18 protein-coding genes, 1 tRNA gene, 3 rRNA genes and 1 pseudogene are annotated in these 25,069 nt (G+C 58.0%); 20 read left to right on the top strand and 3 right to left on the bottom strand.

All coding sequences use genetic code 11. The features are described 5' to 3' along the window. The first annotated feature begins 84 nt into the window (after window positions 1-84). The 8 genes from A0257_19550 to A0257_19585 all read left to right on the top strand — a co-directional run bounded on the left by A0257_19550 (window position 85) and on the right by A0257_19585 (window position 9,941). Entirely contained in the window at window positions 85-1,341 is a 1,257-nt protein-coding gene (locus tag A0257_19550; protein ID AMR29077.1) for a hypothetical protein, read from the top strand. A gap of 138 nt (window positions 1,342-1,479) precedes the next feature. After that, window positions 1,480-2,736: a hypothetical protein gene (locus tag A0257_19555; GenBank protein ID AMR29078.1), complete on the top strand. Its 1,257-nt coding sequence runs from the start codon at window positions 1,480-1,482 to the stop codon at window positions 2,734-2,736. Between the two features lie 839 nt (window positions 2,737-3,575). Continuing rightward, a 16S ribosomal RNA gene (locus A0257_19560) occupies window positions 3,576-5,096 on the top strand. Between the two features lie 85 nt (window positions 5,097-5,181). Further along, a tRNA-Ile gene (locus A0257_19565) sits at window positions 5,182-5,255 on the top strand. Window positions 5,256-5,440: 185 nt separating this feature from the next. Further along, window positions 5,441-8,360: ribosomal RNA gene (locus A0257_19570) — 23S ribosomal RNA — on the top strand. A 100-nt stretch (window positions 8,361-8,460) separates the two neighbouring features. Then, window positions 8,461-8,572, top strand: a 5S ribosomal RNA gene (rrf, locus tag A0257_19575). Together the 16S, 23S and 5S rRNA genes with 1 tRNA gene alongside form the textbook arrangement of a ribosomal RNA operon. A gap of 160 nt (window positions 8,573-8,732) precedes the next feature. Beyond that, entirely contained in the window at window positions 8,733-9,134 is a 402-nt protein-coding gene (locus A0257_19580; protein ID AMR29079.1) for a hypothetical protein, read from the top strand. 612 nt (window positions 9,135-9,746) lie between these two features. Beyond that, a complete protein-coding gene (locus A0257_19585) occupies window positions 9,747-9,941 on the top strand; it encodes a hypothetical protein (protein AMR29862.1) in 195 nt (64 codons plus the stop codon). A 161-nt stretch (window positions 9,942-10,102) separates the two neighbouring features. On the opposite strand, the gene A0257_19590 is transcribed toward A0257_19585, so the two are convergent. After that, a complete protein-coding gene (locus tag A0257_19590) occupies window positions 10,103-10,606 on the bottom strand; it encodes a hypothetical protein (protein AMR29080.1) in 504 nt (167 codons plus the stop codon). 100 nt (window positions 10,607-10,706) lie between these two features. Beyond that, window positions 10,707-11,072, bottom strand: a complete 366-nt coding sequence (locus A0257_19595; protein AMR29081.1) for a hypothetical protein — start codon at window positions 11,070-11,072, stop codon at window positions 10,707-10,709. Between the two features lie 85 nt (window positions 11,073-11,157). Here A0257_19595 and A0257_19600 point away from each other — a divergent pair, with 85 nt between their 5' ends. From A0257_19600 to A0257_19655, 12 genes and pseudogenes are all read left to right on the top strand, one after another. After that, entirely contained in the window at window positions 11,158-11,481 is a 324-nt protein-coding gene (locus tag A0257_19600) for a hypothetical protein (protein ID AMR29082.1), read from the top strand. 464 nt (window positions 11,482-11,945) lie between these two features. Then, the gene (locus A0257_19605; GenBank protein ID AMR29083.1) at window positions 11,946-12,338 is read left to right on the top strand and encodes a hypothetical protein; all 393 of its coding nucleotides are present in this window, start codon (window positions 11,946-11,948) and stop codon (window positions 12,336-12,338) included. A gap of 59 nt (window positions 12,339-12,397) precedes the next feature. Then, the gene (locus A0257_19610; protein ID AMR29084.1) at window positions 12,398-13,000 is read left to right on the top strand and encodes a HupE / UreJ protein; all 603 of its coding nucleotides are present in this window, start codon (window positions 12,398-12,400) and stop codon (window positions 12,998-13,000) included. A gap of 140 nt (window positions 13,001-13,140) precedes the next feature. Next, window positions 13,141-15,456 (top strand): annotated as a pseudogene (locus A0257_19615) (aminopeptidase). 286 nt (window positions 15,457-15,742) lie between these two features. Next, the gene (locus A0257_19620) at window positions 15,743-16,615 is read left to right on the top strand and encodes a hypothetical protein (protein ID AMR29085.1); all 873 of its coding nucleotides are present in this window, start codon (window positions 15,743-15,745) and stop codon (window positions 16,613-16,615) included. A 210-nt stretch (window positions 16,616-16,825) separates the two neighbouring features. Then, a complete protein-coding gene (locus A0257_19625) occupies window positions 16,826-17,113 on the top strand; it encodes a hypothetical protein (protein ID AMR29863.1) in 288 nt (95 codons plus the stop codon). 236 nt (window positions 17,114-17,349) lie between these two features. Next, window positions 17,350-17,994: an oxidoreductase gene (locus A0257_19630; protein AMR29086.1), complete on the top strand. Its 645-nt coding sequence runs from the start codon at window positions 17,350-17,352 to the stop codon at window positions 17,992-17,994. Between the two features lie 4 nt (window positions 17,995-17,998). Continuing rightward, the gene (locus A0257_19635) at window positions 17,999-18,976 is read left to right on the top strand and encodes an FAD-binding molybdopterin dehydrogenase (GenBank protein ID AMR29087.1); all 978 of its coding nucleotides are present in this window, start codon (window positions 17,999-18,001) and stop codon (window positions 18,974-18,976) included. A gap of 125 nt (window positions 18,977-19,101) precedes the next feature. Further along, window positions 19,102-21,429 (top strand): xanthine dehydrogenase, encoded by a 2,328-nt coding sequence (locus A0257_19640; GenBank protein AMR29088.1) that lies wholly within the window; start codon window positions 19,102-19,104, stop codon window positions 21,427-21,429. Window positions 21,430-21,591: 162 nt separating this feature from the next. Continuing rightward, window positions 21,592-22,197 (top strand): hypothetical protein, encoded by a 606-nt coding sequence (locus A0257_19645; GenBank protein AMR29089.1) that lies wholly within the window; start codon window positions 21,592-21,594, stop codon window positions 22,195-22,197. 808 nt (window positions 22,198-23,005) lie between these two features. Further along, complete coding sequence (locus A0257_19650) at window positions 23,006-23,656, top strand: hypothetical protein (GenBank protein ID AMR29090.1); 651 nt, start codon at window positions 23,006-23,008, stop codon at window positions 23,654-23,656. A 10-nt stretch (window positions 23,657-23,666) separates the two neighbouring features. Further along, complete coding sequence (locus A0257_19655) at window positions 23,667-24,488, top strand: hypothetical protein (GenBank protein ID AMR29091.1); 822 nt, start codon at window positions 23,667-23,669, stop codon at window positions 24,486-24,488. On the opposite strand, the gene A0257_19660 is transcribed toward A0257_19655, so the two are convergent. Continuing rightward, window positions 24,460-24,987 carry a hypothetical protein gene (locus A0257_19660; protein AMR29092.1) on the bottom strand — a complete coding sequence of 176 codons (528 nt, stop codon included), beginning with the start codon at window positions 24,985-24,987 and terminating at the stop codon, window positions 24,460-24,462. The two genes, A0257_19655 and A0257_19660, sit on opposite strands and share 29 nt — an antisense overlap. Between the last annotated feature and the right edge of the window lie 82 nt (window positions 24,988-25,069).

Consider the following 25,069-nt stretch of genomic DNA (forward strand, 5'->3'; position numbering starts at 1 on the left):
TAAGAAGCTGTCTGTAAATAGTTAAGTTCTCAACCGGCGCTCGCTTCGCGGTGCCTACCCCCGCTAATTCAATTGCTCCTCGACATGCGTCTTTCGCTGCTATCCTTGCTCCCGGTCTTTGCTCTGCTGGCGGCCTGCTCCAATTCCTCCACCGAGCAGCAAACCACGACTACCACCAAAACGATGGCCGACACGGCCAACAAGGTAGCCGGCACCACCCGTCCCATTCCGCACCCGGATACGGCTCACACCAAGGCAACGCATAAGGCTCCGGTCGCGGCCCTTGCCCCCGATACGGCTAATGTGCAGAACGTAGCCGCTTATCTCGCCGGCCTACCCCCTCAGGCCGGCACGCCGCTGGCCAAAATGGCCGCCCAGCCCGCCTGGCAGGCCTTCGCCAAAGACCAGAATAAAAGCTGGGCCAAGTACCGCACCACTCACACCGACCGCATGAATCACTGGGCCGCCACCGAGCTGGATTCGGTGCGCCAAAACAGCCCCACGCTGTTCTACCCCTTCAGCGGCCCCGATTTCTTGAATGCCTTCACGCTTTTCCCCGATAGCCGCACCTACGTCATGTTTGGCTTGGAGCCCGTGGGCAGCGTGCCCAGCCAGGCCACGCTCGAAAACCCTACCCTATTCGCAGCGGTCAAAGCCTCGCTGTGGTCAGTGCTGAATTTCAGCTTCTTCCGCACCAACGACATGGCCGTGGACCTCAAGTCGGTGGACCTCGACGGGGCGGTGCCGCTCATTATGCTGTTCGCGGCCCGCACTGGCAACCATATTCAGTCCGTGCGCCCGGTGCAGCTCGATGCCCAGGGCCAGCTGCACGAAGCGACGGACACTACCCGCGCCCCCGGTTCCAAAGTCATCCAAGGCGCTGAGCTAAAGCTGCAAGCCGCCGACGGCTCCGAGAAAACTGTCTATTATTTCTCGGCCGACCTCAGCGATTGGAAGCTGAGCGGCAAAGATGCACCTCTGCGCTACGTGCGCAGCCTGGGGCCGCTCACCACCTATGTGAAGTCGGCTACCTACCTCATGCACAAGTCGTATTTCTCCAAAATTCGCAACCTCATTCTCGCCCAAAGCCAGTATGTGTTGCAGGATGACTCGGGCATCGCCATGAAATACTTTCCCAAAAGCAACTGGCAATTCACCTACTACGGCACCTACAAGCGCCCTATCAATCTGTTTGCCAAGCAGTATCAGCCCGAATTGACGCTCGCCTACCACGACAGCCTGCGCCGCGCCCGTCCACTGCCCTTCGGCACCGGCTACAACTGGCGCCAGACCGATAGCAACCTGCTCCTCGCTCGCCGCCGTTCGCGGCTCGCTCAGTAAAGAGGGGGTAGGGGAGGGCCGCAGAGCCGTCAGTTGCCAGCCAGCGCTGGCAAGCTGGCCGCCCCGCTCACGTTAGCAAGGCCGTGGTGTCCGCATCACGGCCTTTCCTATTATATACTGCATAAGAAAACGCTTGGTATGAAATTACTCCTCCTCCTCTGTGCCCTGTTGCTCGCCGCCGCGACTGCCTACGGCCAAAGCCCGGCGTCCGATTCGCCGCTCCTCGATAGCCTGCTGCACACCAATCCAGACCTGGCGCCCGTCCTGGCGCATCCCGAAACCTACCAGCTTCAGATTATCTACACCCAGATAAACCGCGACGCCCGCAACGTGCCGCATTTCACTCAGCATACCTACCACCTCAATCCCCGCCAGTATTTTAACCCCGCCAGCCTGGTCAAATTGCCCGTAGCGCTGCTGGCCCTCGAAAAGCTGCATTGCCTACCCCCCCCCATAAGCCGCAACACTATTATGTCAACCGGGGTCGCCGGGCGCTGCCAAACGCCGGTGCCCTTCGCCGCCCCCGCCGATTCCGACCGCCAGGCTACCGTTGGCAACTACATTAAAAGGATGCTTTTAGTCAGCGATAATCTTGCCTACAACCGCCTTTATGAGTTTTTGGGTCAGAAAACGATTAACGACCGCCTCCAGCAGTTCGGCTACTCCGGCAGCCGCATCGTGCGTCGCTTTGCGCCCTGCGACACGGCTGCCAACCGCTCTACCAATCCCATCTACTTCCACACGGCCACCGGTGATACATTATATAAACAGCCTGCCCAAACTAACCCCCGTACGCCTACCCCCCCACTAGGCCCCATCTACGCCGGCCGCGCTTATAAAGCAGGCGACCGCATCATCCATCGCCCCTACGACTTCACCACCGCCAACAACCTCCCCCTGCCCGACATCACGGCCCTGCTCCAAACATCTCTTTTCCCCGAGGCCATGCCGGCCGCCCAGCGCCCCCGGCTCACCCCCGCCGACTACGCCTTCCTCCGCCAATACCTCCACCTCACGCCCCACGGCAGCCAGTTCACGCCCTACGCCACCTCCAAATACTTCGACGCCTACAAAAAATACCTCTATTACGGCCGCCGCCCCGAAGCTCAGCTCCAGCCCGGCCTACGCATTTTCAACATCGTGGGCATGTCGCACGGCTATCTCGCCGACGTGGCTTACTTCGCCGACTCCCTGCATCAGTCAGAATTCCTGCTTAGTGCCGTCCTCTACGTCAACCAAGACGGCATTATTAACGATGGTGCCTACGAATACGACAGCATCGGTGAGCCCTTCCTAGCCCAATTAGGCCAGCTCTTCTACCAATACGAAGCCCGTCGCCCCCGCTCATTCGCCCCCAACCTGACCCTTTTCTTCCAGCCCGACCCGAAACCCTAAAATATCTCCTCCCGTAAAAGGTCGGCTAACTATCTGAGCCGCACCATCCACTCACGCCAGCCTACCCCCCATAGGCCCGCTCAACTCAGAAAATCTAGCAGCACCCACTTAAAACCACCACTTCCCCGCGTACTTTTGTACTCCCAAATCGAACGGATGAGGGCAACGGCCAAAAGAGCTTGAAAATAAACACTCAAACTGTTTTGCCGATTTAAAAATTCTAGTTGTACCTTTGCACCCCGTTTAAACCACTGCTTATTCGGATACGCCTGAAGAGAGGCTAAAAAATTATTTTTTTCGCCTTAAATTTGGAGAGTCAAAAAAAAGACTACCTTTGCACTCCCAAATAAAATAAAAGATAACGAAACACAAAAAGTAACTAAATCATCCTTAGTTAGTTGCGGAAAAAAACTTTACTCAATCGGAGTAAGTAAAACTTGAAAAGCTCAGTGAAAACATTATAAAAATATCACTTTAAGTTTTAAAAGTTAAAAACTCTTCTTACCTTTGCAGAACGCTTCAACCGGAAGCAAACGCAAAAAAGCCAAAATGAAAAAATAAAAAAATTTCGCTTTTAAACTTGTAAGAAAAGAGAAGCTTCTTACCTTTGCACTCCCAATTAAAACAGGGTATTGTAATCGGCAAGAAAATGAGCCGCTAAACAAGCTCACCATGTTGCTTCAATTGGAAGCAACAAACGTTCTTTGAATGACTGGAAAAGACAAATGGTAAGTATGCTTACGCAAGTAAGCAGAAACGTAATAGTAGAGTTGAACTCATTAATACGAGTCGGATTAGCATCTCGACATCAGCCATAGTTTGCTATGGTGCAGGAATTTTTACAATGGAGAGTTTGATCCTGGCTCAGGATGAACGCTAGCGGCAGGCCTAATACATGCAAGTCGAACGGTGGCAGCAATGTCACAGTGGCGCACGGGTGCGTAACACGTAACTAACCTACCTATACCTGGGGGATAGCCCGCCGAAAGGCGGATTAATACCGCATAAGCTATTAACCTGGCATCAGGTGATTAGTAAAGATTTATTGGGTATAGATGGGGTTGCGGGTCATTAGCTAGTTGGGTGGGTAACGGCTGCCCAAGGCGACGATGACTAGGGGAGCTGAGAGGCTGGTCCCCCACACGGGCACTGAGATACGGGCCCGACTCCTACGGGAGGCAGCAGTAGGGAATATTGGGCAATGGGCGAGAGCCTGACCCAGCCATGCCGCGTGCAGGAAGAAGGCTTTCTGAGTCGTAAACTGCTTTTGACAGGGAAGAATAAGCTTCACGTGTGGAGTGATGACGGTACCTGCAGAATAAGCACCGGCTAACTCCGTGCCAGCAGCCGCGGTAATACGGAGGGTGCGAGCGTTGTCCGGATTTATTGGGTTTAAAGGGTGCGTAGGCGGTCGATTAAGTCTGGGGTGAAAGCCCGCTGCTCAACAGCGGAACTGCCCTGGATACTGGTTGACTTGAGTACAGACGAGGTTGGCGGAATGGACGGAGTAGCGGTGAAATGCATAGATACCGTCCAGAACCCCGATTGCGAAGGCAGCTGACTAGGCTGATACTGACGCTGAGGCACGAAAGCGTGGGGAGCGAACAGGATTAGATACCCTGGTAGTCCACGCCGTAAACGATGGATACTCGCTGCGAGCTAAAGATTGTTCGTGGCTTAGGGAAACCGATAAGTATCCCACCTGGGGAGTACGCTCGCAAGAGTGAAACTCAAAGGAATTGACGGGGGCCCGCACAAGTGGTGGAGCATGTGGTTTAATTCGATGATACGCGAGGAACCTTACCTAGGCTAGAATGCGCGTGACCGGTTCAGAGATGGACTTTTCCTTCGGGACACAAAGCAAGGTGCTGCATGGCCGTCGTCAGCTCGTGCCGTGAGGTGTTGGGTTAAGTCCCGCAACGAGCGCAACCCCTATGGTTAGTTGCCAGCACGTAATGGTGGGGACTCTAGCCAGACTGCCTGCGCAAGCAGTGAGGAAGGCGGGGACGACGTCAGGTCATCATGGCCCTTACGCCTAGGGCGACACACGTGCTACAATGGACGGTACAGCGGGTAGCTACTGGGCGACCAGATGCCAATCTCGAAAAGCCGTTCTCAGTTCGGATCGGAGTCTGCAACTCGACTCCGTGAAGCTGGAATCACTAGTAATCGCGCATCAGCCATGGCGCGGTGAATACGTTCCCGGGCCTTGTACACACCGCCCGTCAAGCCATGGAAGTTTGGTAGACCTGAAGCTGGTGCTCCGCAACGAAGCCAGTTAGGGTAGAACAGGTAACTAGGGCTAAGTCGTAACAAGGTAGCCGTACCGGAAGGTGCGGCTGGATCACCTCCTTTCTGGAGCAGTTCGACTCGTGAGTTCAATTTGTTACGTGGTACTATACCACGCGTCTTTTCCGTCATTCAAATAATAAAGCTTGGTATATTGGGCTTGTAGCTCAGGTGGTTAGAGCGCTACACTGATAATGTAGAGGTCCCTGGTTCGAGTCCAGGCAGGCCCACTCTGCCATCTATACCAAATAAATTACTGGTTCAGCTTGAAGCAATTAGGCTACTCCACATTTATCACGAATTGCGTGATAAACGTTCTTTGACGTAAGGGAAAACAAGAGAGAGAAGTAAAAGCGGGCTTATATCCACAAGATATAAGCAGTTCATTCTACCCCGTGTAGGGTGAATCGCAAGCGAGAAGTAAGTAAGAGCACACGGGGGATGCCTAGGGTCTCAGAGGCGAAGAAGGACGCGATAAGCTGCGATAAGCTGGGGGGAGGGGCACATACCCGTTATATCCCTGGATTTCCGAATGGGGCAACCCCACTGGTTGAAGACCAGTGACTTATTCTTCAGTGAATAAGGGCAAACGCAGGGAACTGAAACATCTCAGTACCTGCAGGAAAAGAAAATAACCATGATTCCCCAAGTAGTGGCGAGCGAACGGGGAGGAGCCCAAACCACGGCGGTTACGGCCGCTGTGGGGTTGTAGGGTCGCGACATCTGATTGAATCGAGATAACTGAAGCAGGTGGGAAACTGCGCCAGAGACGGTGAGAGCCCGGTAAGTGACATTTCTGATTCACGGTAGCGATACCCTGAGTAGGGCGGGGCCGGAGAAACCCCGTCTGAAGCGAGCGGCACCATCCGCTAAGGCTACATACTCCTGAGACACCGATAGTGAACCAGTACCGTGAGGGAAAGGTGAAAAGAACCCCGAATAGGGGAGTGAAAAGAACCTGAAACCGTGTGCTTACAAGCAGTTAGAGGACTTTTGTAGTCTGATAGCGTGCCTTTTGCATAATGAGCCTACGAGTTACTCCTCCCTGGCAAGGTTAAGCGCTTGAAGGCGCGTAGCCGCAGCGAAAGCGAGTCTGAATAGGGCGCGTAGTCAGGGGGGGTAGACGCGAAACCTAGTGAGCTACCCTTGAGCAGGATGAAGGAGCGGTAACACGCTGTGGAGGTCCGAACCAGTTTCCGTTGAAAAGGATTTGGATGACTTGAGGGTAGGGGTGAAAGGCCAATCAAACTAGGAAATAGCTCGTACTCCCCGAAATGTATTGAGGTACAGCGTCGTGGTTAGGTTTGTTGGAGGTAGAGCTACCAATAGGACTAGGGGGTGTCAGAGCCTACCGAATCCTGATGAACTCCGAATGCCAGCAAATTCATACACGGCAGTGAGGCCTGGGGTGCTAAGGTCCCCGGCCGAGAGGGAAAGAACCCAGACCCGCCGCTAAGGTCCCTAAGTTCTAGCTAAGTTGAACAAAGGAGGTCCAGTTGCTTTGACAGCCAGGAGGTTGGCTTGGAAGCAGCCATTCCTTTAAAGAGTGCGTAACAGCTCACTGGTCGAGCGACCGGGCATCGATAATACGCGGGCATCAAGCTAGGCACCGAAGCGCGGGATTTGACATACTCCTCGGAGATAGTCAAGTGGTAGGGGAGCATTCTGGTTGCGGAGAAGCCGTCCTGTCAGGGCACGGTGGAGCGTCCAGAAAAGCACATGTAGGCATGAGTAACGATAAAATGGGTGCGAAACCCATTCGCCGATAGACTAAGGTTTCCAATTCAACGCTAATCGGAATTGGGTTAGGCGGGACCTAAGGGAGAGCCGAGAGGTGTACCCGATGGCAAGCCAGTTGATATTCTGGCCCCCGGATGTAGAAGTGATGCAGGGACGCAGGAATGAAAGTACCGCGAGCGGACGGAAGTGCTCGTTAAAGCCCGTACCTATTGGTTGAGTAGTTAAGTACGCTCGATTAGGGGAAAGGTGATAGTACCACACGGGCTTCGGCTCACGTGGATAGTGTACCTAAGGACTGCCAAGAAAAGCTGCTAAACGTTGTATCTACAATCGGCCCGTACCGCAAACCGACACAGGTAGTCAAGGAGAGAATCCTGAGGCGCTCGAGTGAATCACGGCCAAGGAACTCGGCAAAATGGTCCTGTAACTTCGGGAGAAGGGACGCTTCCTCTGTGCAAGCAGAGAAGCCGCAGTGAAAAGACCCAAGCGACTGTTTAACAAAAACACATGGCTTTGCTAACGCGTAAGCGGACGTATAAGGCCTGACACCTGCCCGGTGCTGGAAGGTTAAGAGGGGATGTTAGTCGCAAGGCGAAGCGTTGAATCGAAGCCCCAGTAAACGGCGGCCGTAACTATAACGGTCCTAAGGTAGCGAAATTCCTTGTCGGGTAAGTTCCGACCTGCACGAATGGTGTAACGATTTGGGTGCTGTCTCAGCCGTGAGCTCGGTGAAATTGTAGTCTCGGTGAAGATGCCGAGTACCCGCCACGGGACGGAAAGACCCCGTGCACCTTTACTATAGGTTGCCATTGGTGTTGGGTTCAGTATGTGTAGCATAGGCGGGAGGCGTCGAAGCGGGGCCGCTAGGTCTGGTGGAGCCAACGTTGAAATACCGCCCTTACTGTGCCTGATGCCTAACTCTGAGTATCTCAGAGAACAGTGGCTGCTGGGTAGTTTGACTGGGGTGGTCGCCTCCAAAAGAGTATCGGAGGCTTTCAAAGGTCCACTCAATCCGCTTGGTAACCGGATGTAGAGCGCAATAGTAGAAGTGGGCTTGACTGTGAGACTGACTAGTCGAGCAGGGTCGAAAGACGGATATAGTGATCCGGTGGTTCCGCATGGAAGGGCCATCGCTCAAAGGATAAAAGGTACGCCGGGGATAACAGGCTGATCTCCCCCAAGAGCTCATATCGACGGGGAGGTTTGGCACCTCGATGTCGGCTCGTCACGTCCTGGGGCTGGAGAAGGTCCCAAGGGTTCGGCTGTTCGCCGATTAAAGTGGCACGCGAGCTGGGTTCAGAACGTCGTGAGACAGTTCGGTCCCTATCTGTGGTGGGCGTTGGAGGCTTGAGAGGACCTGACTTTAGTACGAGAGGACCGAGTTGGACCAGCCGCTGGTGCGCCGGTTGTCCCGCCAGGGGCAGCGCCGGGTAGCTACGCTGGGAGCAGATAAGCGCTGAAAGCATCTAAGTGCGAAACTCACCTCAAGATGAGGCCTCCCAAAAGAAGGTTCGTGGTAGACGACCACGTAAATAGGCGGCAGGTGTAAAGCTAGAAATAGCATAGCTGAGCCGTACTAAGGAACCGAGGGCTTCCGCTGGCCCCGCGCAGGTGACTGCACTTTTGCTTCTTTCTCTTTTCCCTTATGTCAACGGTTTTGTTAACCTATCCTTGAACACGATAGGTAACGCCAGCAATGGTGGCTTTAGCCCGGGTGTTCACCTCTTCCCATTCCGAACAGAGTCGTTAAGCCCCGGTGCGCCTATGGTACTGCCTTCACCGGTGGGAGAGTCGGTCGCCGCCAACTTTTTGCTGCTGAGCCCCCGGCCAAGCGCTTTCATCAGCGCCTGGCCGGGGGCTCTTCGCGTTTAACTAGGCCCTCTGCCCTGTTAGACGTTCTGGCACGCTTCTGCCGTCTTAAGCAGGTCGGGTAGAAATGGACACGGAGAAAGTAACTTCCCCTTGTCATGGAAGCAGAAAAACCAGCCGGTAAACGGCAGCGAACCAAGTATGATGCGGCCTTTCGAGTCGAAGCGGTCCGCCGCGTAAGCCAAGATGGCCAAGCGGCGACGCGCGTGGCCCAGGCGCTGGGCATGAGCGAGGCGCTGCTCGGACGGTGGGTACGCGCCGCGCGGGCGCAAGCCGCCCGCCCCGCTGGCAGTGAGGCCCTGGAGCAGGAAAACAAGCAGTTGCGGGCCCAATTAGCCCGCGCCGAAACGGAGCGCGATAGTTTAAAAAAAGCGCTGACGATATCCCAAATGCTTGACGCGCATTTTCACAAAAGACGGGCCGATGAAACGCTTCGCTTTCATTGCCTTACACGCCTACCGCTGGCCCGTGTGCCAGCAGTGCCAGCTGCTAAGAGTTAGCCCCAGCGGGTACTACGCCTGGCGCAATCGTGCGCCCGCCCCGGCGGCCGAGCCCGCACCTGCCGCCTAGCAAGTAGCCGCCCAGCGCGTGTTCACCACCCATGCCGGCCGCTATGGCCAACGCCGCCTGCGGGCCCAGCTACGGCGCGAAGGCCATGCGGTGGGCCGGCAGCGTTTGCGCGGCTGGCTCAATAGCAGTGGCTTACGGGCCCTCTGCACGCGGGTCGGCACCCGGCCGCCGCGCACCACCCAGGCCGACCCGCATGCCATTGCCGCGGCTAACAAGCTCGCCAGTTGGCCCGCAGCTACGGCACCCAATCAAATTTGGGTGGGCGACATTACCTACCTGGCCACGGGCGAGTGGGCGTACCTGGCCTGCTGGCGCGATGCTTTTTCCCGGCGCGTGGTGGGCTGGCACGTGAGCGAATCCCTGCACGCGGACTTGATTCTAACGGCTTTTAATCGAGCGTGGCCGTCTGCCAGCCGCCACCCGGCCTGCTCGTGCATGCGGACCGGGGCAGCCAGTACACTAGCGACGTTTTTACCTCGCTGCTGGACCGCACCCAGGCTGTTGCCAGCTTGAGCCGGCCCGGCAATCCCTACGACAATGCCCTGGCCGAGAGTGGTTGGAGTACGCTTAAAACAGAGCTACTGCCCCGTGGAGCCTGCTTTGCTGACTTGGAGGAAGCCCGCTTAGAGCTGGTTGAGTACCTGCACCATTACTACAATACCCAGCGCCTGCACTCGGCCCTGGGTTACTGCACCCCGCTCGAAATCGAACTCCACTACCGTTTCAACCTACCTTAGCTTCGTGTCCACTGACACCCGACCCCCTCACTATCAAAACGTTCGGACTGACGCACAATACAAAGCGGCAACCGGGCTGAGTCAAGCGGCATTCAATGCGCTCTATCCCTGGTTTGCTCGGTACTATGAGCCCAAACAACTTATAGCGAATTCGCAAACGCTTAAACCGCTTTTTGGGCAGGTTTGGTGTGGTAGCCACAATGGTCAAACCAGTTTTGGGCGTCCTGACTACTAATCCAGTCGATGGCCTCACGTACGGCTTCTTTTAGGGCCTCGTAGGAACGGGCGGCGCAGGTGCGCAGCTTGGTTTTGAGCTTGCTCCAGGCCTGCTCGATGGGGGAAAAATCGGGGGAGTACGGGGGCAGAAAGACCACGTCCACGCCCCGCTTGGCCAGCCACTCGCGCAGGCCCGCGAGGTGGTGCACGGGCAGGTTGTCGAGCACTAGCACATCGCCCCGGCGCAGGGTGGGGGCCAGGCACCGGCCTACGTAGAGGGCGAAACTGTGCTTGTTGAGGGGCTGATGGAGCAATTGCAGGGCTCCAAGCCCGCGCACGGACAGCGTACCAATAAGGGTGTAGGAGCGGCCCCGACGCAGCGGCACGGCCCCCCGGACGCGTTGCCCACCCACCGCCCGGCCGTGGGTGCGGGCGTAATCCAGCCGCAAGCCCGTCTCATCCAGAAAATGGAACCGGGCAACATCGGGGCGGGTGCAGACCTGTTCGACATGGTCCTGACGGGCCTGGCGTACGCGCTCGGTGTCGCGTTCAGCCGCGTGGGGGCTTTTTTTTTCGCCGCAGCTCGTGTTCGTCCAGCACTTGCCAGAGGCAGGTTTGGCCCACGGGGCGGCCCCCGCTGGCCTGCCAGGCCTGGTTTAGCTCGGCCAGCGTAGCATCGGGGTGTTGCGCCACGTAGGCCACGAGCCAGGCTTGGGCGGCGGCATCGAGGTAGCGGGCCCGGCCGCCACTGGCCGGTTTGGGGGCCAGTGAGCCGGTTTGTTGCTGCTGGCGAACCAGGCTTTTGACAAAGGAGCGGCTCACATCGAAGCGCCGGGCAACGGCGGCTTTTTTGGCCCCCGGCTCCTGGCAGGCCGCCGCCACCCGGGTACGTAAATCAAGCGAGTACGGGTTCATAAACGCTAATACGACAAGTAACTGATAGTGGCTTAACTGTTTGCGAATCCGCTATAATCCTTATACTACTTCTGGTAGCCCGGTTTTGACAGATAAAAGGGAAGCCTTATTCTTTATCCTGCATTACTATAAAGCCTATCCAACCCTGCAAAATCCAGGTATGTATTTTGGATTTTCTAATTTCGCCGCGAGTATCTGCTTAAAACGAATAAAGCCGTGTTTAAAGGCTGCCTTACAGGACCAAGGAATTGATAAAAGTACGTTATTTAAGAATCAAGCCGACTTTGACCAACGCTTCGCGGAGGTGACAGACTTGGTGATTGATGTAACCGAAGTTCCTATCGAACGTGCTGTTAAGCAAGAAGTACAGGAAGAAGATTATAGTGGTAAAAAAAATTCCACCCGGTAAAGTGGTTACTTATTAGTACGCTTGATAGGCGTATTTTGTGGGTTAGCAAGTGGTATAATGGCAGTACCCATGACTTTACCATTTTTAAAGATATTTTTGCCCACTTAACCTTAGAAAATTACCAAGTTCATGTTGATTTAGGCTTTATGGTTATTGGCAAATTTATTGATTGTAAGTACGTTTTTATTCCATTTAAATCGCGAAAAAATTATCCACTTACTACTTGTCAAAAAACGATTAATCACTGTTTAGCATCTGTTCGGGTAGCCGTAGCCCATCTAAAAGCTTTTTTCGTATTGCGGATAGAAAATCGGATCAGAAAGAGGGAAAAATTAGCCGATGCCTTCTCCTTGTGTGCTGAGTTAGCCTGTTTCAAGCAATGTTACGCAAGTTCTTGATTTTTAACTACTAACAACTCTAATAGCGTGATTTTCTAGGTTCAGTTCGGCGTATAGCTGCTTTAATTGCTGATTTTCGGCTTCCAGGTGCTTGAGCCGCATCAACTCGCTGACTTGCAAACCCGCATATTTCGTTTTCTGCGTGTGAAACATGGCCTCGCTGATGCCGTGCTCCCGCACAATCTGGGCGATGGTTTGACCGCTTTATTGCTGCTGGAGAATGGCGACAATTTGGGCGTCACTGAATCAACTCTCTTTCATAAGGACAAGTTGGAGGTGAGGAAATTACGCCTTTCTCCACTCTCAACTGGCCTGCTTGCAGGGGAAGCTTATACCAGCGCCTTCTTCATGGCAAGTGTCTGTGGTTTTAAGATACTAGTAAGTGCCCGACTTTTTCTACTGTTAGCTTGGTCTAGTTTTATAGCAGGAGGTCAGTCAAGAAGCGCCTACCCCCAATAGGGTAGGTGCCTTTGTGGTTATAGCGTGGTTTAGCGTGATTCCCCCGAACTTTGCGGGCGATGTCCGTTTTCACCACTTACGTACAGTTGGGGTTTCTACACATTTGTAGCTGGCAGGCCACCGACCATTTAACTTTCTTATTGGCGCTGTGCGCGCCCTACGTGCTGGCCGATTGGCGGCGCGTGGTGGCGCTGGTCACGAGCTTCACCGTGGGCCATTCGATTACGCTGGCGTTGGCTACGTTGGGGGGGGTAGGGGTGAATGTAGTGGTGGTGGAAACGCTGATTCCGATTACGATAATGGCGACGGCGCTGGTAAATATGTACCAGGCCGGCCCGGCGCTGGCACGCCGGTCGCGCCGCGAAATGCCTATCTGGTGGACGGTGCCGAACGCGCTGGCAGCAGCTTTCGGGCTGATTCACGGGCTTGGTTTTTCGAGCTATCTGCGCGCGTTGCTGGGTCAACAAAGCCGCCCGGTGGCCGAGCTGCTGTCGTTTAACCTGGGCGTGGAGCTGGGGCAGCTATTGGTAGTCAGCGTTATTCTGTTGGTGGGGTTTGTGTTGCTGCGAATGATGGGCGTAGTGCGCCGCGACTGGATACTGACGACCAGCGGCGCGGCGCTGGGGGTGGCTTCGCTGCTACTGCTCCAGCTGCACAGCTAACTGCGGCGGGGCAAACCGCGCGGGCGGCCACAATGGCTGGCAACTAAAAGAGGCAATGGGCGCACAATAGACTGGCCATCCCGCAACCCGCTGTGTATCTTCGCCGACTTTAGGACTTGACCCTTTTTTACTTTCACTTTATGCGCATTTCGCTACTGGCTCTGGGGCTGGGGCTGCTGCTGGCTCCGGCGCTTAGCCGGGCCCAGACTACCAACTCCGGCACCGACAAATTCGCGCAGCTCGAAACGATGCTGCCTACCCCTAACTCGTACCGCACCGCCAGCGGCGCGCCTGGCCCGGATTACTGGCAGCAGCGCGCTGACTATAATATTCGGGTCAGCCTCGACGACCAGAAGCAGGCCATCACGGGTTCGGAGACGATTACTTACACTAACCTGTCGCCCGACGTGCTGCCTTATTTGTGGGTGCAGCTCGACCAGAACATCTTGGCCAAGAACTCGATAACTACGGCCACCAACGTGGGGCAGGTGACCAACGGCCGGCTCTCATTTCAGGAGCTGGACAACCAGTTGTCCACGGCCGAATTTGATGGGGGCTACAAAATCGGGGCCGTGACTGATGCCAGCGGCCGGCCGCTGCACTACGTTATTAACCATACCATGATGCGCATCGACCTCCCTACCCCCCTGCGGCCTCGGCAAGCGGTGTCTTTTGGGGTGAAATGGAGCTACAACGTGAACGACCAACTCAAAATTAACGAGCGCAGCGGCTACGAATATTTTCCGGCCGATAAGAATTACTTGTACGAAATCGCGCAGTTTTATCCCCGCATGGCGGTGTATTCGGACGCGACGGGCTGGCAGAACAAGCAGTTTTTGGGCAATGGTGAGTTTACGCTGCCTTTCGGTGACTTTCGGGTGAGCATTACGGCCCCGGCCGACCACGTGGTGGGCGCCACCGGCACGCTCCAAAACCCTGAGCAGGTGCTCACCGCCGCCCAGCGCCAGCGCCTGGTGCAGGCCCGCGGCGCTAAAAAACCAGTGCTCATCGTGACGCAGGACGAGGCCACGCGCAACGAAAGTAGCCACGCCACGGGCACTAAAACCTGGACTTTCGCCGCCAAAAACGTGCGCGACTTTGCCTGGGCCAGCTCGCGCAAGTTTATCTGGGATGCGATGGGCATTACGCAGAACGGCAAGCCGGTGCTCTGCATGAGCTACTACCCCAAAGAAGGCAACCCGCTGTGGGGGCAATACTCGACTGAGGTAGTGGCACATACTATTAAGACCTATTCGAAATTTACTATTCCCTACGCCTACCCGGTGGCCATTTCGGTGCATGGGCCGGTGGGCGGCATGGAGTATCCGATGCTTTGCTTCAACGGCGGGCGACCCGAGAAGGACGGCACCTACTCGGCTGACCGGAAATACGGGATGATTTCGGTAATTATTCACGAGGTGGGCCACAACTTCTTTCCGATGATTGTGAACTCGGACGAGCGCCAGTGGACCTGGATGGACGAGGGCCTGAACACCTTTTGCCAGTACCTGACCGAGCAGGAATGGGAGCGCAACTACCCCAGCCGGCGCGGCGAGCCCAAGAACATCGTGGACTACATGCGCACCGATAAGAGCCTGCAAACTCCGATTATGACTAACTCGGAGTCGGTGTTGCAGTTCGGCAACAATGCCTACGGCAAGCCCGCCACGGCCCTCAACATCCTGCGCGAGACGGTGATGGGCCGTGAGCTGTTCGACTATGCTTTCAAGACCTACGCCACGCGCTGGGCCTACAAGCACCCGCAGCCGGCCGACTTTTTCCGCACGATGGAAGATGCCTCGGCGGTGGACCTCGACTGGTTCTGGCGCGGCTGGTTCTACGGCACCGACCGCTGCGACATCTCGCTCGATGGCGTGAAGTATTTCCGACCCAATACCAAAAACCCCGGCCTCGAAAACGCCCGGCTGCAGAACGAGCGCCAGGGCCAGGTGCCTACCCTCTCGGCACAGCGCAATGCCACCGACCTCAAGACCACGGCCGTGGAGGACAAGCCCGACCTCAAGGACTTCTACAACGGCTACGACCCGCTGACCGTGACGGAGGCCGACAAGCAGCGCTACTTCCAGTACCTGAGCACCCTGAGTCCGCAGCAGCAAACGCGCCTCAACGGCAACCTGAACCTCTACGAGCTGAGCCTGCGCAACGTGGGCGGGCTGGTGATGCCGGTTATTATTCAGATGACGTATGATGATGGCACGCAGGATATTGTGAACATTCCGGCTGAAATCTGGCGCAAGAACAACGAGCAGGTGACCAAGCTCATTGTGTCGCCTAAGAATGTGGTATCGTTCGTGCTCGACCCTTATCAGCAAACTGCCGACACCGACCTGAGCAACAACGCCTACCCCCGCCAGCCGGTGGCATCGCGCTTCGAGATGTTCCAGGCCGGGCAGTTGAGTAATGGCGTCCCGCTGCCGCTCAACCCCATGCAACAGGCCGCCCGCGCCACGCCCGGCACCACCGATAAGCCGGCCCCGCCCTCGCCCATGCAGCGCAAGGAAGACAAGCCCAACCCCGATGGCCGCCCAGCCACCGGCAACCGCTAAAAGCCAAAAGGGTCAGCCGGATTCGGCTGGCCCTTTTGGTTTCTTTGCGAGATAATTAGCGGCGCGGGCGATTGTTCGAGCATGGGGAGGGGGGGTAGGGGGTAGGAAAACAAAGCTACTGGCAGCGCTGCTGAAACACCGCCGATTGCCAGCCAGCCGCTTTCTTGCAGCCCGTATGAAGCCCGCTACCTTGCCCGTGCTGCCGCTGGCGGCTTTTCCGCCGCCGCCAACGGCCCCCGCCGGACGCCGGCCCTACTACGTGCAACGGCTGGAAACCCACGCGGCCCGGTTTCCGGGCGTGAGCGCGCCGCACAGCCACGACTTCTACCTGCTGCTCTACATTACCCAGGGCAGCGGCGTGCATACTATTGGTTTGCAGGCGTATGAGCTGCGGCCGGGCGCGCTGTTTTTTCTGGCGCCAGGGCAAGTGCATGGCTGGGAGCTGAGCAACGACGCGGCCGGCTACACCGTGTTCTTCGAGGCCGAGTTTTACCAGCGGCGCTACCCGGCTGGGCGCTTGCAGGGCTACCCGTTTTTTGATGCCCGCCACCCGCCGGTGCGCTACCTGCCCGCGCCCGATAATGCCCTGGCGCCGCTGCTGGGCCAGCTGTGGCAGGAAACGGGCCCGCCCGCTATCCCCGACGACGACGTGGTTGCGGCCTACCTGTTTTTGGTGCTCGAGCTGGCGGCGCGCCACTACCCGGCCGTAGCCGCGCCCGAGGCAGCGCTGGGCGGCCAGCAGGTGCGGGCTTTCAGCGCGCTGCTCAATGAGTGTTTTCGGGAGGCGAAAACGGTCGGGTTTTATGCTGATAAGCTGCACGTTACGCCCAATCACCTCACGGCTATCTGCCAGCGCGTGGTGGGCCACCCGGCGCGCGACCTCATCCTGGCCCGCGTGATGGCCGAAGCCCAGCGTCTGCTGCGCCACTCGGCCAGCCCGGTGGCCGAAGTAGCCGCTACCCTGGGCTACGACGATGCTTCGTATTTCAGCCGGGCCTTCAAAAAACACGTAGGAACTACTCCCGATGCTTTCCGGCGGCAGCGTTGATTTGTGCGGTTTTTGCCCGCATGCGGTTCTGGCAGGGGGGTAGGGCGGGCAGTATCTTTGCTAGGTCATTTCAATAGTTCGTTTCCTATGTCCACTTCGGCCGCTCCCATCGAATCCTCCGCGCTCGCGCTGCTGGCGTTGCGTTGCCCGCGCTGCCACCAGGGCGACCTGTTTGAGTATCCCGCCACCAGCCTCACCAAGTTCATGGATATGCCCGCCGAGTGCCCGGTGTGCGGCCAAACCTACGAGCCCGAGCCGGGCTTCTACTTCGGGGCCATGTACATCAGCTTTGGTTTCGCGCTGGCTATCTTTCTGTTCTGTGGCATCGCACTCTATTACCTGGCCAACGACCCCGACTCGTGGGTGTACGTGGTTACGGTAGCCGTCATCAGCTTGGCCCTTACCCCCCTCATTTTTCGCTACTCCCGAGCCATCATGCTGTATTTGTTTGGCGGCACGCGCTACAACCCGCAGTGGAACACCCGGCGAACTTCCTGATGCGTTTAAACAACTGCCTGGTGAAAGGCTTGTCAATCAGTTGGCAAGCCTTTTTTTATTGAAGCGATAACCAGGGGGTAGCGATGGTGGTAGTGAACGAGGTACCTAGCCAGTATACTTAAGTTTAGCCCGAAATTCTGCTGTGAAAATGGTAAAAAAGAAGGGATTAGGATAAACAATCGGGTATCGCCAAGCGTATTGTGTTGTTGACTGACTCCCTACGTATTCGCTACTATATGCATCCCGACGACCAAACCCCCGCCGCGCCTACCCCCGCGAATGGCCCTTCGCGCCGCACGTTCCTGAAGCAGACGGGCGGCCTGCTGGGCGTGGCACTGGCCCCGCCCATCGCCAGCCAGGCCGAAGCCATCGCGGAGAAAATGGCCCCGGCCAGTCCCATTCTTTCGGGCCAGACCAACGTGAGCCTGAACATCAATGGCCAGGCCAAAAACCTGCGCCTGGAGCCCCGCACCACGCTGCTCGACGCCCTGCGCGAAAACCTGGACCTCACCGGCACCAAAAAAGGCTGCGACCACGGCCAGTGCGGTGCCTGCACGGTCCTTGTTGACGGCCGGCGCGTTAACGCCTGCCTCACGCTGGCCGTGATGGCCCAGGGCAAGCAAATCACGACCATCGAAGGCTTGGCCAAAGGCGACGAGCTGCACCCCATGCAGGAGGCTTTCCTCAAGCACGACGGCTTCCAGTGCGGCTACTGCACGCCCGGCCAGATTATGAGCGGCGTAGCCTGCGTGAAAGAAGGCCACGCCACCACCGATGACCAGGCCCGCGAGTGGATGAGCGGCAACCTCTGCCGTTGCGGTGCCTACCCCAACATTCTGGCCGCCGTGCGTGAAGTGGCTGCTCAACAAGCAAAAGGTTAGTCCAATGAATAACTTCAGCTATACCCAGGCTGCTTCCACCAAGGAGGCTACCACCGCCAAGGCAGCCGATAAGCAGGCCGCGTTCATCGGCGGCGGCACCACGCTCATCGACCTGATGAAGTCGGATATCGAGCAGCACTCGCTGCTTATTGATATTAATAAGCTCTCGATGCTGGGCATCGAAGACGCGGCCACTGGCCTGCGCATTGGCGCGCTGGAGCGCATGAGCGACGTGGGCGAGCACCCGCTGGTGGTGCAGAACTACCCCGTTATTTCGCAGTCGTTGCTGGCCTCGGCCTCGCCGCAGCTGCGCAACATGGCCAGCATGGGCGGCAACCTGCTGCAACGCACCCGCTGCGGCTACTTCCGCGACACCGCGTTTCCGTGCAATAAGCGGGTGCCCGGCTCGGGCTGCCCCGCCCAAAACGGCGACAACCGCACGCTGGCCATCCTGGGTGGCAGTTCCAGCTGCATTGCTACCCACGCCTCCGACCTAGCCGTGGCGCTGGTGGCCCTCGAAGCTAAATTGACGCTGGAAAGCCCCAAGGGCACGACCCGTACCGTGGCGCTGGCTGATTTTTATAAGCTGCCCGGCTCGACACCCAACAGTGAAAATCATTTGGCCCCCGGCGAATTAATTACCGCCATCACGGTGCCGGCCGCGGCGCACGCCCGCAAGTCGCACTACCTCAAGGTGCGCGACCGCGCTTCGTACGCCTATGCGCTGGTATCGGCGGCGGTGGGGCTCGATGTGCAGGCGGGTATTATTCGCTCGGCTCGGGTGGCGCTGGGGGGGGTAGGGACCGTGCCGTGGCGCGTGCCCGCCGTGGAGAAATATCTGGTGGGCAAGCCCGCCACGGAGGACAACTTCCGCGCCGCCGCCGCCCTGGCCGTGCGCGATGCCAAGCCTTACGAGCGCAATAAATTCAAGCTGGAGCTGGCGCAGCGCACCATCGTGCGCGCTTTGCTGGAAGTAGTGTAGCGGTGGCTACTGCGCGCTTTTTTGTCATTGCGAGCGCTCCATCTCTGCTTGATGCGCAGAATGTTGCGCTCGCAATGACAGGCGATTTTAACGACTGATAATTGCTTACTGCTTAAGAAACTACTATGTCTGCTGAACCCCAATTTTTTGACCAGCCCGGCGGTTTCGTGGGCCAGCCCATTGTGCGCGTGGAGGGCCGCGAAAAGGTAACCGGCAAGGCTAAGTATTCGGCTGAGTTTCCGCTACCCGGCCTCACCTACGGCGTGCTGGCCACCAGCCCCATTGCCAAGGGCAAGATTATGAGCATCGAAACGGCCGCTGCCGCCCGCGAGCCGGGCGTAATTGCCGTGCTCACCCACCAAAACCTGCCCAAGCTGGCTAAAACGCCCGATACGCCGGAAGGCAAGAAAGATACTGGTTCGCAGATGGGCTTCATGCCCCTCACCAGCGACGAGATTTTTTACGCTGCCCAACCGGTGGCGCTGGTGGTGGCCGACACCCTGGACCACGCCATGCACGCTGCTACCCTGGTGAAGGTGACGTATCAGAAAGCGGCCCCCATCGCCAGCTTCCACGACCCCAAGGCGGAGCTGTTTGACCCGCAGAAAATCCAGGACGGCAAGGCCGACGGCCACACCCGGCGCGGCGATGCCAAGGGCGCGTTTGCCAGCTCGGCCATTCAGTTGACGGCGACTTACAACCACCCGGTTTATAACCACAACCCGATGGAGCCGGGTTCGACCACGGCCGTGTGGGACGCGCCCGACCGCCTCACGGTGTACGAATCGACGCAGGGCATCACGCGCACGCAGTCGTCGCTGTCGGCCATGCTGGGCCTGCCGCGCGAACAGGTGCGCGTGATTACCAAGTACTTGGGCGGTGGTTTTGGCTGCAAGGGCTCGATGTGGCCGCACACCATTCTCACGGTGCAGGCGGCCAAGGCGGTGGGCCGCCCGGTGAAGCTGATGCTGACCCGCCCGCAGATGTTTACGAGCATGGGCCACCGCGAGGACCAGGTGCAGACCGTGCAGCTCGGGGCCACGGCCGATGGCAAAATCACGTCCATCGTGCACACCAAGACGGCGACCACCTCGCCCTGGGACAACTACACGGAGTCGAATTCCAAGATTCTCGACATGCTCTACGCCACGCCCAACTTCGAGGCGACGTACCAGCTGGCGCGGGCTAACGTGATGACGTCCACCTTCATGCGCGCGCCGGGCGAAGCACCGGGCTCCTTCGCCATTGAGTGCTCGATGGACGACCTGGCGTATAAAGTGGGGGTGGACCCCATCGAAATCCGGCTGCGCAACCACGCCGACTACGACTACAGCACCGGCCACCCCTGGAGCAGCAAGAGCCTCAAGCAGTGCTACGCCCGCGGCGCTGAGCTTTTTGGCTGGAGCAAGCGCAACCCTACCCCCGGCGTCACCCGCGACGGTCGCTTTCTGGTGGGCATGGGCATGGCCACGGCCAGCTACCCGGTGCATAGTTCGCAGGGCACGGCCCGCGCCCGCCTCTACGCCGACGGCCACGCCGTGGTGCAGGCCGGTGCCACCGACCTTGGCACCGGCACTTACACCGTGATGACCCAAGTGGCCGCTGATTCGCTGGGCCTACCTCTCGAAAAAGTGCGCTTTGAGCTGGGCGATACCAACCTGCCCACGGCCCCCAACTCGGGCGGCTCGGTGGCGGCCGGCACGGTGTCGTCGTCGGTGTACCTGGCGGCGCAGGACGTGTGGCAGAAGCTGATAAAAATGGCGGTGATTGACAAAAAATCACCGCTTTATAAAGCCAAGCCCGAGGACGTAGCCACCGAAAAAGGTCGGCTTTTCCTCAAAAAAGACCCGAAAAAGGGCGAAGCCTACGGCGACCTCATGAAGCGCGCCGACATGACCGACATCGAAGGCATGGCGCAGGGCAAGTACGGCGCGGGCTACGAGGCTGCCAGCGCGGCTGCCAACGCCGACCCGGCCCACAAGGACGAGGCGGCCCAGCATTCCATGCACTCCTTCGGCGCGCACTTCTGCGAGGTGCGGGTCGATATGGACCTGGGCACCATTCGGGTATCAAAATGGGTGAGTGTGATGGGCGCCGGCCGCGTGCTGAACGCCCAAACCGCTCGCTCGCAAATCATCGGCGGGGCCATTTTTGGCATCGGCTCGGCGCTGATGGAAGAAACGGTGCGCGACCAGAATTTCTCGCGCTACACCAACGCCGACCTGGCTGGCTACCACGTGCCGGTAAACGCCGACATCCCCAACATAACCGTCGAATTTGTGGAGGAGCACGACCCGTTCATCAACGCGATGGGCGTGAAGGGCATCGGCGAAATCTCGATGGTAGGGGTGGCTGCTGCCGTGGGCAACGCGGTTTTTCACGCCACCGGCAAGCGCCTGCGCGACCTGCCCCTCACGCCGGACAAGGTGCTGATGAGTGGGATGAATAGTTAGAAAGATATCTGTCATTGCGAGCAAAGCGAAGCAATCGCACCAGAACGAAATCGTCCGTGCCTTTTTGGCCTTCCTGGCGTAACTGTTCTGATGCGATTGCTTCGCTTTGCTCGCAATGACAGAATAGATTTGTCTCAGTTCAACAATTCACCCATCCAATAGATGCACAACGACCCTACCGCCACCGTGGGCCTGCTGCTGCTCGCCGCCGGCTCGTCCTCGCGCCTGGCGCGGCCCAAACAGCTGCTACCCTACCAGGGCCAGACGCTGCTGCGCCACGCCGCCGAAGTAGCCGTGGCCTCGCCCTGCCGCCCGCTCGTGCTCGTGACCGGCGCGCTCCACGACGAGCTGCTGCCCGAAATCGACGGCCTACCCTTCCACGTGGTGCGCAACGATGCCTGGGCCGATGGCATGGGCGGCAGCATCGCCGCCGGCCTCGCCGAGTTGGAAACCGCCGCCGAAGCGCCCAAAGTAGATGCCCTAGTAGTTATTCTCTGCGACCAGCCGCTGCTGACCGAAGAGGTTATTGGCCGGCTCATCGTGCAGTTCCAGGCTACCAATCAGCCCGTCGTGGCTTCGGCCTACGCGGGCACGCAGGGCGTGCCGGCGCTGTTCAGCCGGGCGGTGTTTCCGCAGCTGTTGGCGTTGCGCGGGGCCAGCGGTGCCCGCGAGCTGTTGCAGCAATACAGCCACTTGCCCACCGTAAACTTCCCCGGCGGTGCCACCGACGTGGACACCGAGGCGCAATACGCCGCGCTGGGGGGGTAGGGCGGACGCTGCGAGTCCGCGCGCAGAAGTGACCAACTGCCAAACAGGCCCGCCGAACTTCGGCGGGCCTGTTACTTTTGGGGTATTCCGACTTTTTAGTTTTCGTACAATGGCTGCTAAACCAACTCCGCCGCCCCCGGCCTACTTCCTCTCGCTGAGCCTGGAAAACGTGCGCAGCTTCGGCGAGAAGCAGACGATTTCGTTTGCGCGGGAAGATGGTCGGCCGGCGCAATGGACGATTATTTTGGGAGATAATGGGGTAGGGAAAACGACGGTTTTGAAGAGTTTAGCGGCGTTGATGCCAGTTAATTTTGATAAAGAAGATAGTATTTATTGGCCTGATTTTGATTCTACTTGGCGTAGCAAATGGTGGCCAATTAGATATAGTGGAGAAATGACATCTTTAATGATGTTTCGGATAGAAATAGGTGAAAAATTAAACTCTGTAACAACTAACCTGAGTTACACAGACCTTGACGCAAGAATACCAGGTAAAGCTAAAGCTACTTTTCTGGCATCAGGAACAGATGATGCAGTTGGAGGACTAATATGCTATGGCTACGGCGCAAGCCGCACCACCGGTAACTCTACCCTCAGCGAAACCCCCGAAACCATTGATACCTGCGCCAGCCTCTTCGATGACCGCGCCGACCTGCTAAACCCCGAGGAGTGGTTTCTCTTTGCCGATTACCGCATAGCAAAAGACCAAGACCCGCTCACTACCCAAAACTTCAACCTGATAAAAGCTGCCCTGCTCAAAGTGATGGAGGAGGGTGAAGTGACTGAATTAGAAGTAATATCACCTTCGTTGCCCGGCCGTGGCAGCCCCCGGCAGGGCGTGCGCTTCAAAACGCCCTACGGCTGGGTGCGCCTGCGCGACATGAGCCTCGGCTACCAAACGCTGGTTGTCTGGCTCACCGACTTTGCCGATAAGCTTTTTGTCCGGTATCCTGACAGCAAGAATCCGCTGGAGGAGCCAGCTATTGTGCTCATTGATGAAATCGACTTGCACCTGCATCCCAGCTGGCAGCGCAAGCTGCTGAAGTCGCTGAGCGAGATTTTTATCAATACCCAATTCATTGCCACCGCGCATAGCCCGCTGGTCGTGCAGGCGGCCGGCGACGCCGGGGCCAACGTGGTGCTGCTGCGCCGCGAGGGCGACCAGACGGTGGTGGTGCCGGATTTGCCCGACGTACACCGCTGGCGCATCGAGCAGATTCTGAGCAGCGAGCTGTTTGACGATACCTCCCCGCTGTCGCCCCAAACCGAAGCAGATTTGAAACGCCGCAACGAGCTGCTGCTGAAGAAGCGCCTCACGGCGAAAGACAAAGCAGAATTAGCGCAGCTTGATGCGGCGCTGACTACCCAGCCCATTGGCACTAACGCCCCCGAGCGCCGGGCCGAGGACCTGTTGGCGCAGCTGGCCCGCAACCTGGGCAAAGCCGACGTGCTGCAATAGGCCGGCTGGTATGATTCAGATTACCAAAAGCCAACCCGCGCCCCTACCCCTGCCTAGCAGCGGCACGCGCCATCGCCAAAAGCTGGAGGCCCGGCAAGCTGCCGACCCCGCCGCCTGCCAGGTGCCGGATAATAAAGTGCTGGCTACCCGCGACGGTATCTATAACGATGCGCGGGTGAAGGAGCGCCTTCGGGCCGACCAGCACGACAAATGCTGCTACTGCGAATCATATTTCAGCAGCACCAGCTATGGCGATGTCGAGCACTTTCGGCCCAAAGCTGGCTACCGGCAAGCTGCGGCCGACGACTTGCACAAGCCCGGCTATTACTGGCTGGCCTACGAATGGAGCAATCTGTATTTTGCCTGCCAGCTCTGCAACCAGCGCTACAAAGGCAACCTATTTCCGTTGGCTGACCCTACCCGGCGGGCTGTCGCGCATACTGATGCGCTGGCCGCCGAACAGCCCCTTTTGCCCGACCCGGCAACCGAAAACCCAGCGACTCACCTAACATTCGTGCAAGATGCCGCCCAGGCCCTGGATGCGTGCGGGGCGGCCTGCATTCAGGTTTTCGGGCTCGACCGACCAGAATTGATTAAGCGACGTTTGGACAAGCTGAAATCGCTGAAGCAGGCTCACTTTCTGAGTGGACTTGACATGAGTTTGCCGCTGAATCCAGTTATTGAGGCTTATTTTCAGAAACTAAGATTAACGTATGCTGAAAGCGTAGATATGGTTGCTTATGCCAAGCAAATTTGGGAAGCCGCCGCTCTGGATGCCGCCGAGTTTGCCGGCATGGTGCGGGCTAATTTTCCGGCGTTACCCCGGCGCTAGGGGGGTAGGGACCTACCCGGCGATATTCAACTTCCTCTTCCACGCCCGGCAGCTGAGGCCCCACCGGGAAGGCCAGCACCAGCGTGCGGCGAGCCAGCTTCTGCACCTGCTGGTCGTGGAAAGACGAGCCATCGGCGCTGCCGGGGCTGCTGGCTTGCAGGTGGCCGTTGGTTAGGGAATAGGTGCCGGCTTCGGTGCGTTGCTGCTGCCTGTTGCGGGTGATGGTGAACTGGTAGCTGCCATCGGCCCGAAACTCGACCAGCAGGTGCGCCTCCCCCATAAAAATGGCCTGGTTGAGGTCGGCGATTTCGGGGTCGTCGAGCTGGTCGCGCACCGAGTCGGGAACGGCCGCCGTGGTGGTGAAGGCAATCTGGCGGGTTTCCCAGCGGCCCAGCAGGGTAGGGGGCTCCTTGGGCGCTTTTTGGGCCAGGGCCGGCGCGGCCGAAAGCAGCAGAAACAGGCAGCCAGTAGCTGGCAGAAATTTAGGGAAGCGGCGCATGAAGGACCAAAAATAAGGTTTAGGCTTAACTTGGCTCTCGCCGGGAGCCGGCCGCCCACTGGGGCCGCCCGTGCTGCTAAGC

It is taken from the genome of Hymenobacter psoromatis (assembly GCA_001596155.1).
Classification (GTDB): Bacteria; Bacteroidota; Bacteroidia; order Cytophagales; family Hymenobacteraceae; genus Hymenobacter.

Coding starts and splice junctions, on each gene's coding strand:
- A0257_19635 (AMR29087.1), top strand. CDS start 17,999: ATGAATAACTTCAGCTATACCCAGGCTGCTTCCACCAAGGAGGCTACC.
- A0257_19630 (AMR29086.1), top strand. CDS start 17,350: ATGCATCCCGACGACCAAACCCCCGCCGCGCCTACCCCCGCGAATGGC.
- A0257_19610 (AMR29084.1), top strand. CDS start 12,398: ATGTCCGTTTTCACCACTTACGTACAGTTGGGGTTTCTACACATTTGT.
- A0257_19550 (AMR29077.1), top strand. CDS start 85: ATGCGTCTTTCGCTGCTATCCTTGCTCCCGGTCTTTGCTCTGCTGGCG.
- A0257_19555 (AMR29078.1), top strand. CDS start 1,480: ATGAAATTACTCCTCCTCCTCTGTGCCCTGTTGCTCGCCGCCGCGACT.
- A0257_19660 (AMR29092.1), bottom strand. CDS start 24,987: ATGCGCCGCTTCCCTAAATTTCTGCCAGCTACTGGCTGCCTGTTTCTG.
- A0257_19640 (AMR29088.1), top strand. CDS start 19,102: ATGTCTGCTGAACCCCAATTTTTTGACCAGCCCGGCGGTTTCGTGGGC.
- A0257_19620 (AMR29085.1), top strand. CDS start 15,743: ATGAAGCCCGCTACCTTGCCCGTGCTGCCGCTGGCGGCTTTTCCGCCG.
- A0257_19580 (AMR29079.1), top strand. CDS start 8,733: ATGGAAGCAGAAAAACCAGCCGGTAAACGGCAGCGAACCAAGTATGAT.
- A0257_19625 (AMR29863.1), top strand. CDS start 16,826: ATGCCCGCCGAGTGCCCGGTGTGCGGCCAAACCTACGAGCCCGAGCCG.
- A0257_19655 (AMR29091.1), top strand. CDS start 23,667: ATGATTCAGATTACCAAAAGCCAACCCGCGCCCCTACCCCTGCCTAGC.
- A0257_19645 (AMR29089.1), top strand. CDS start 21,592: ATGCACAACGACCCTACCGCCACCGTGGGCCTGCTGCTGCTCGCCGCC.
- A0257_19595 (AMR29081.1), bottom strand. CDS start 11,072: ATGAACCCGTACTCGCTTGATTTACGTACCCGGGTGGCGGCGGCCTGC.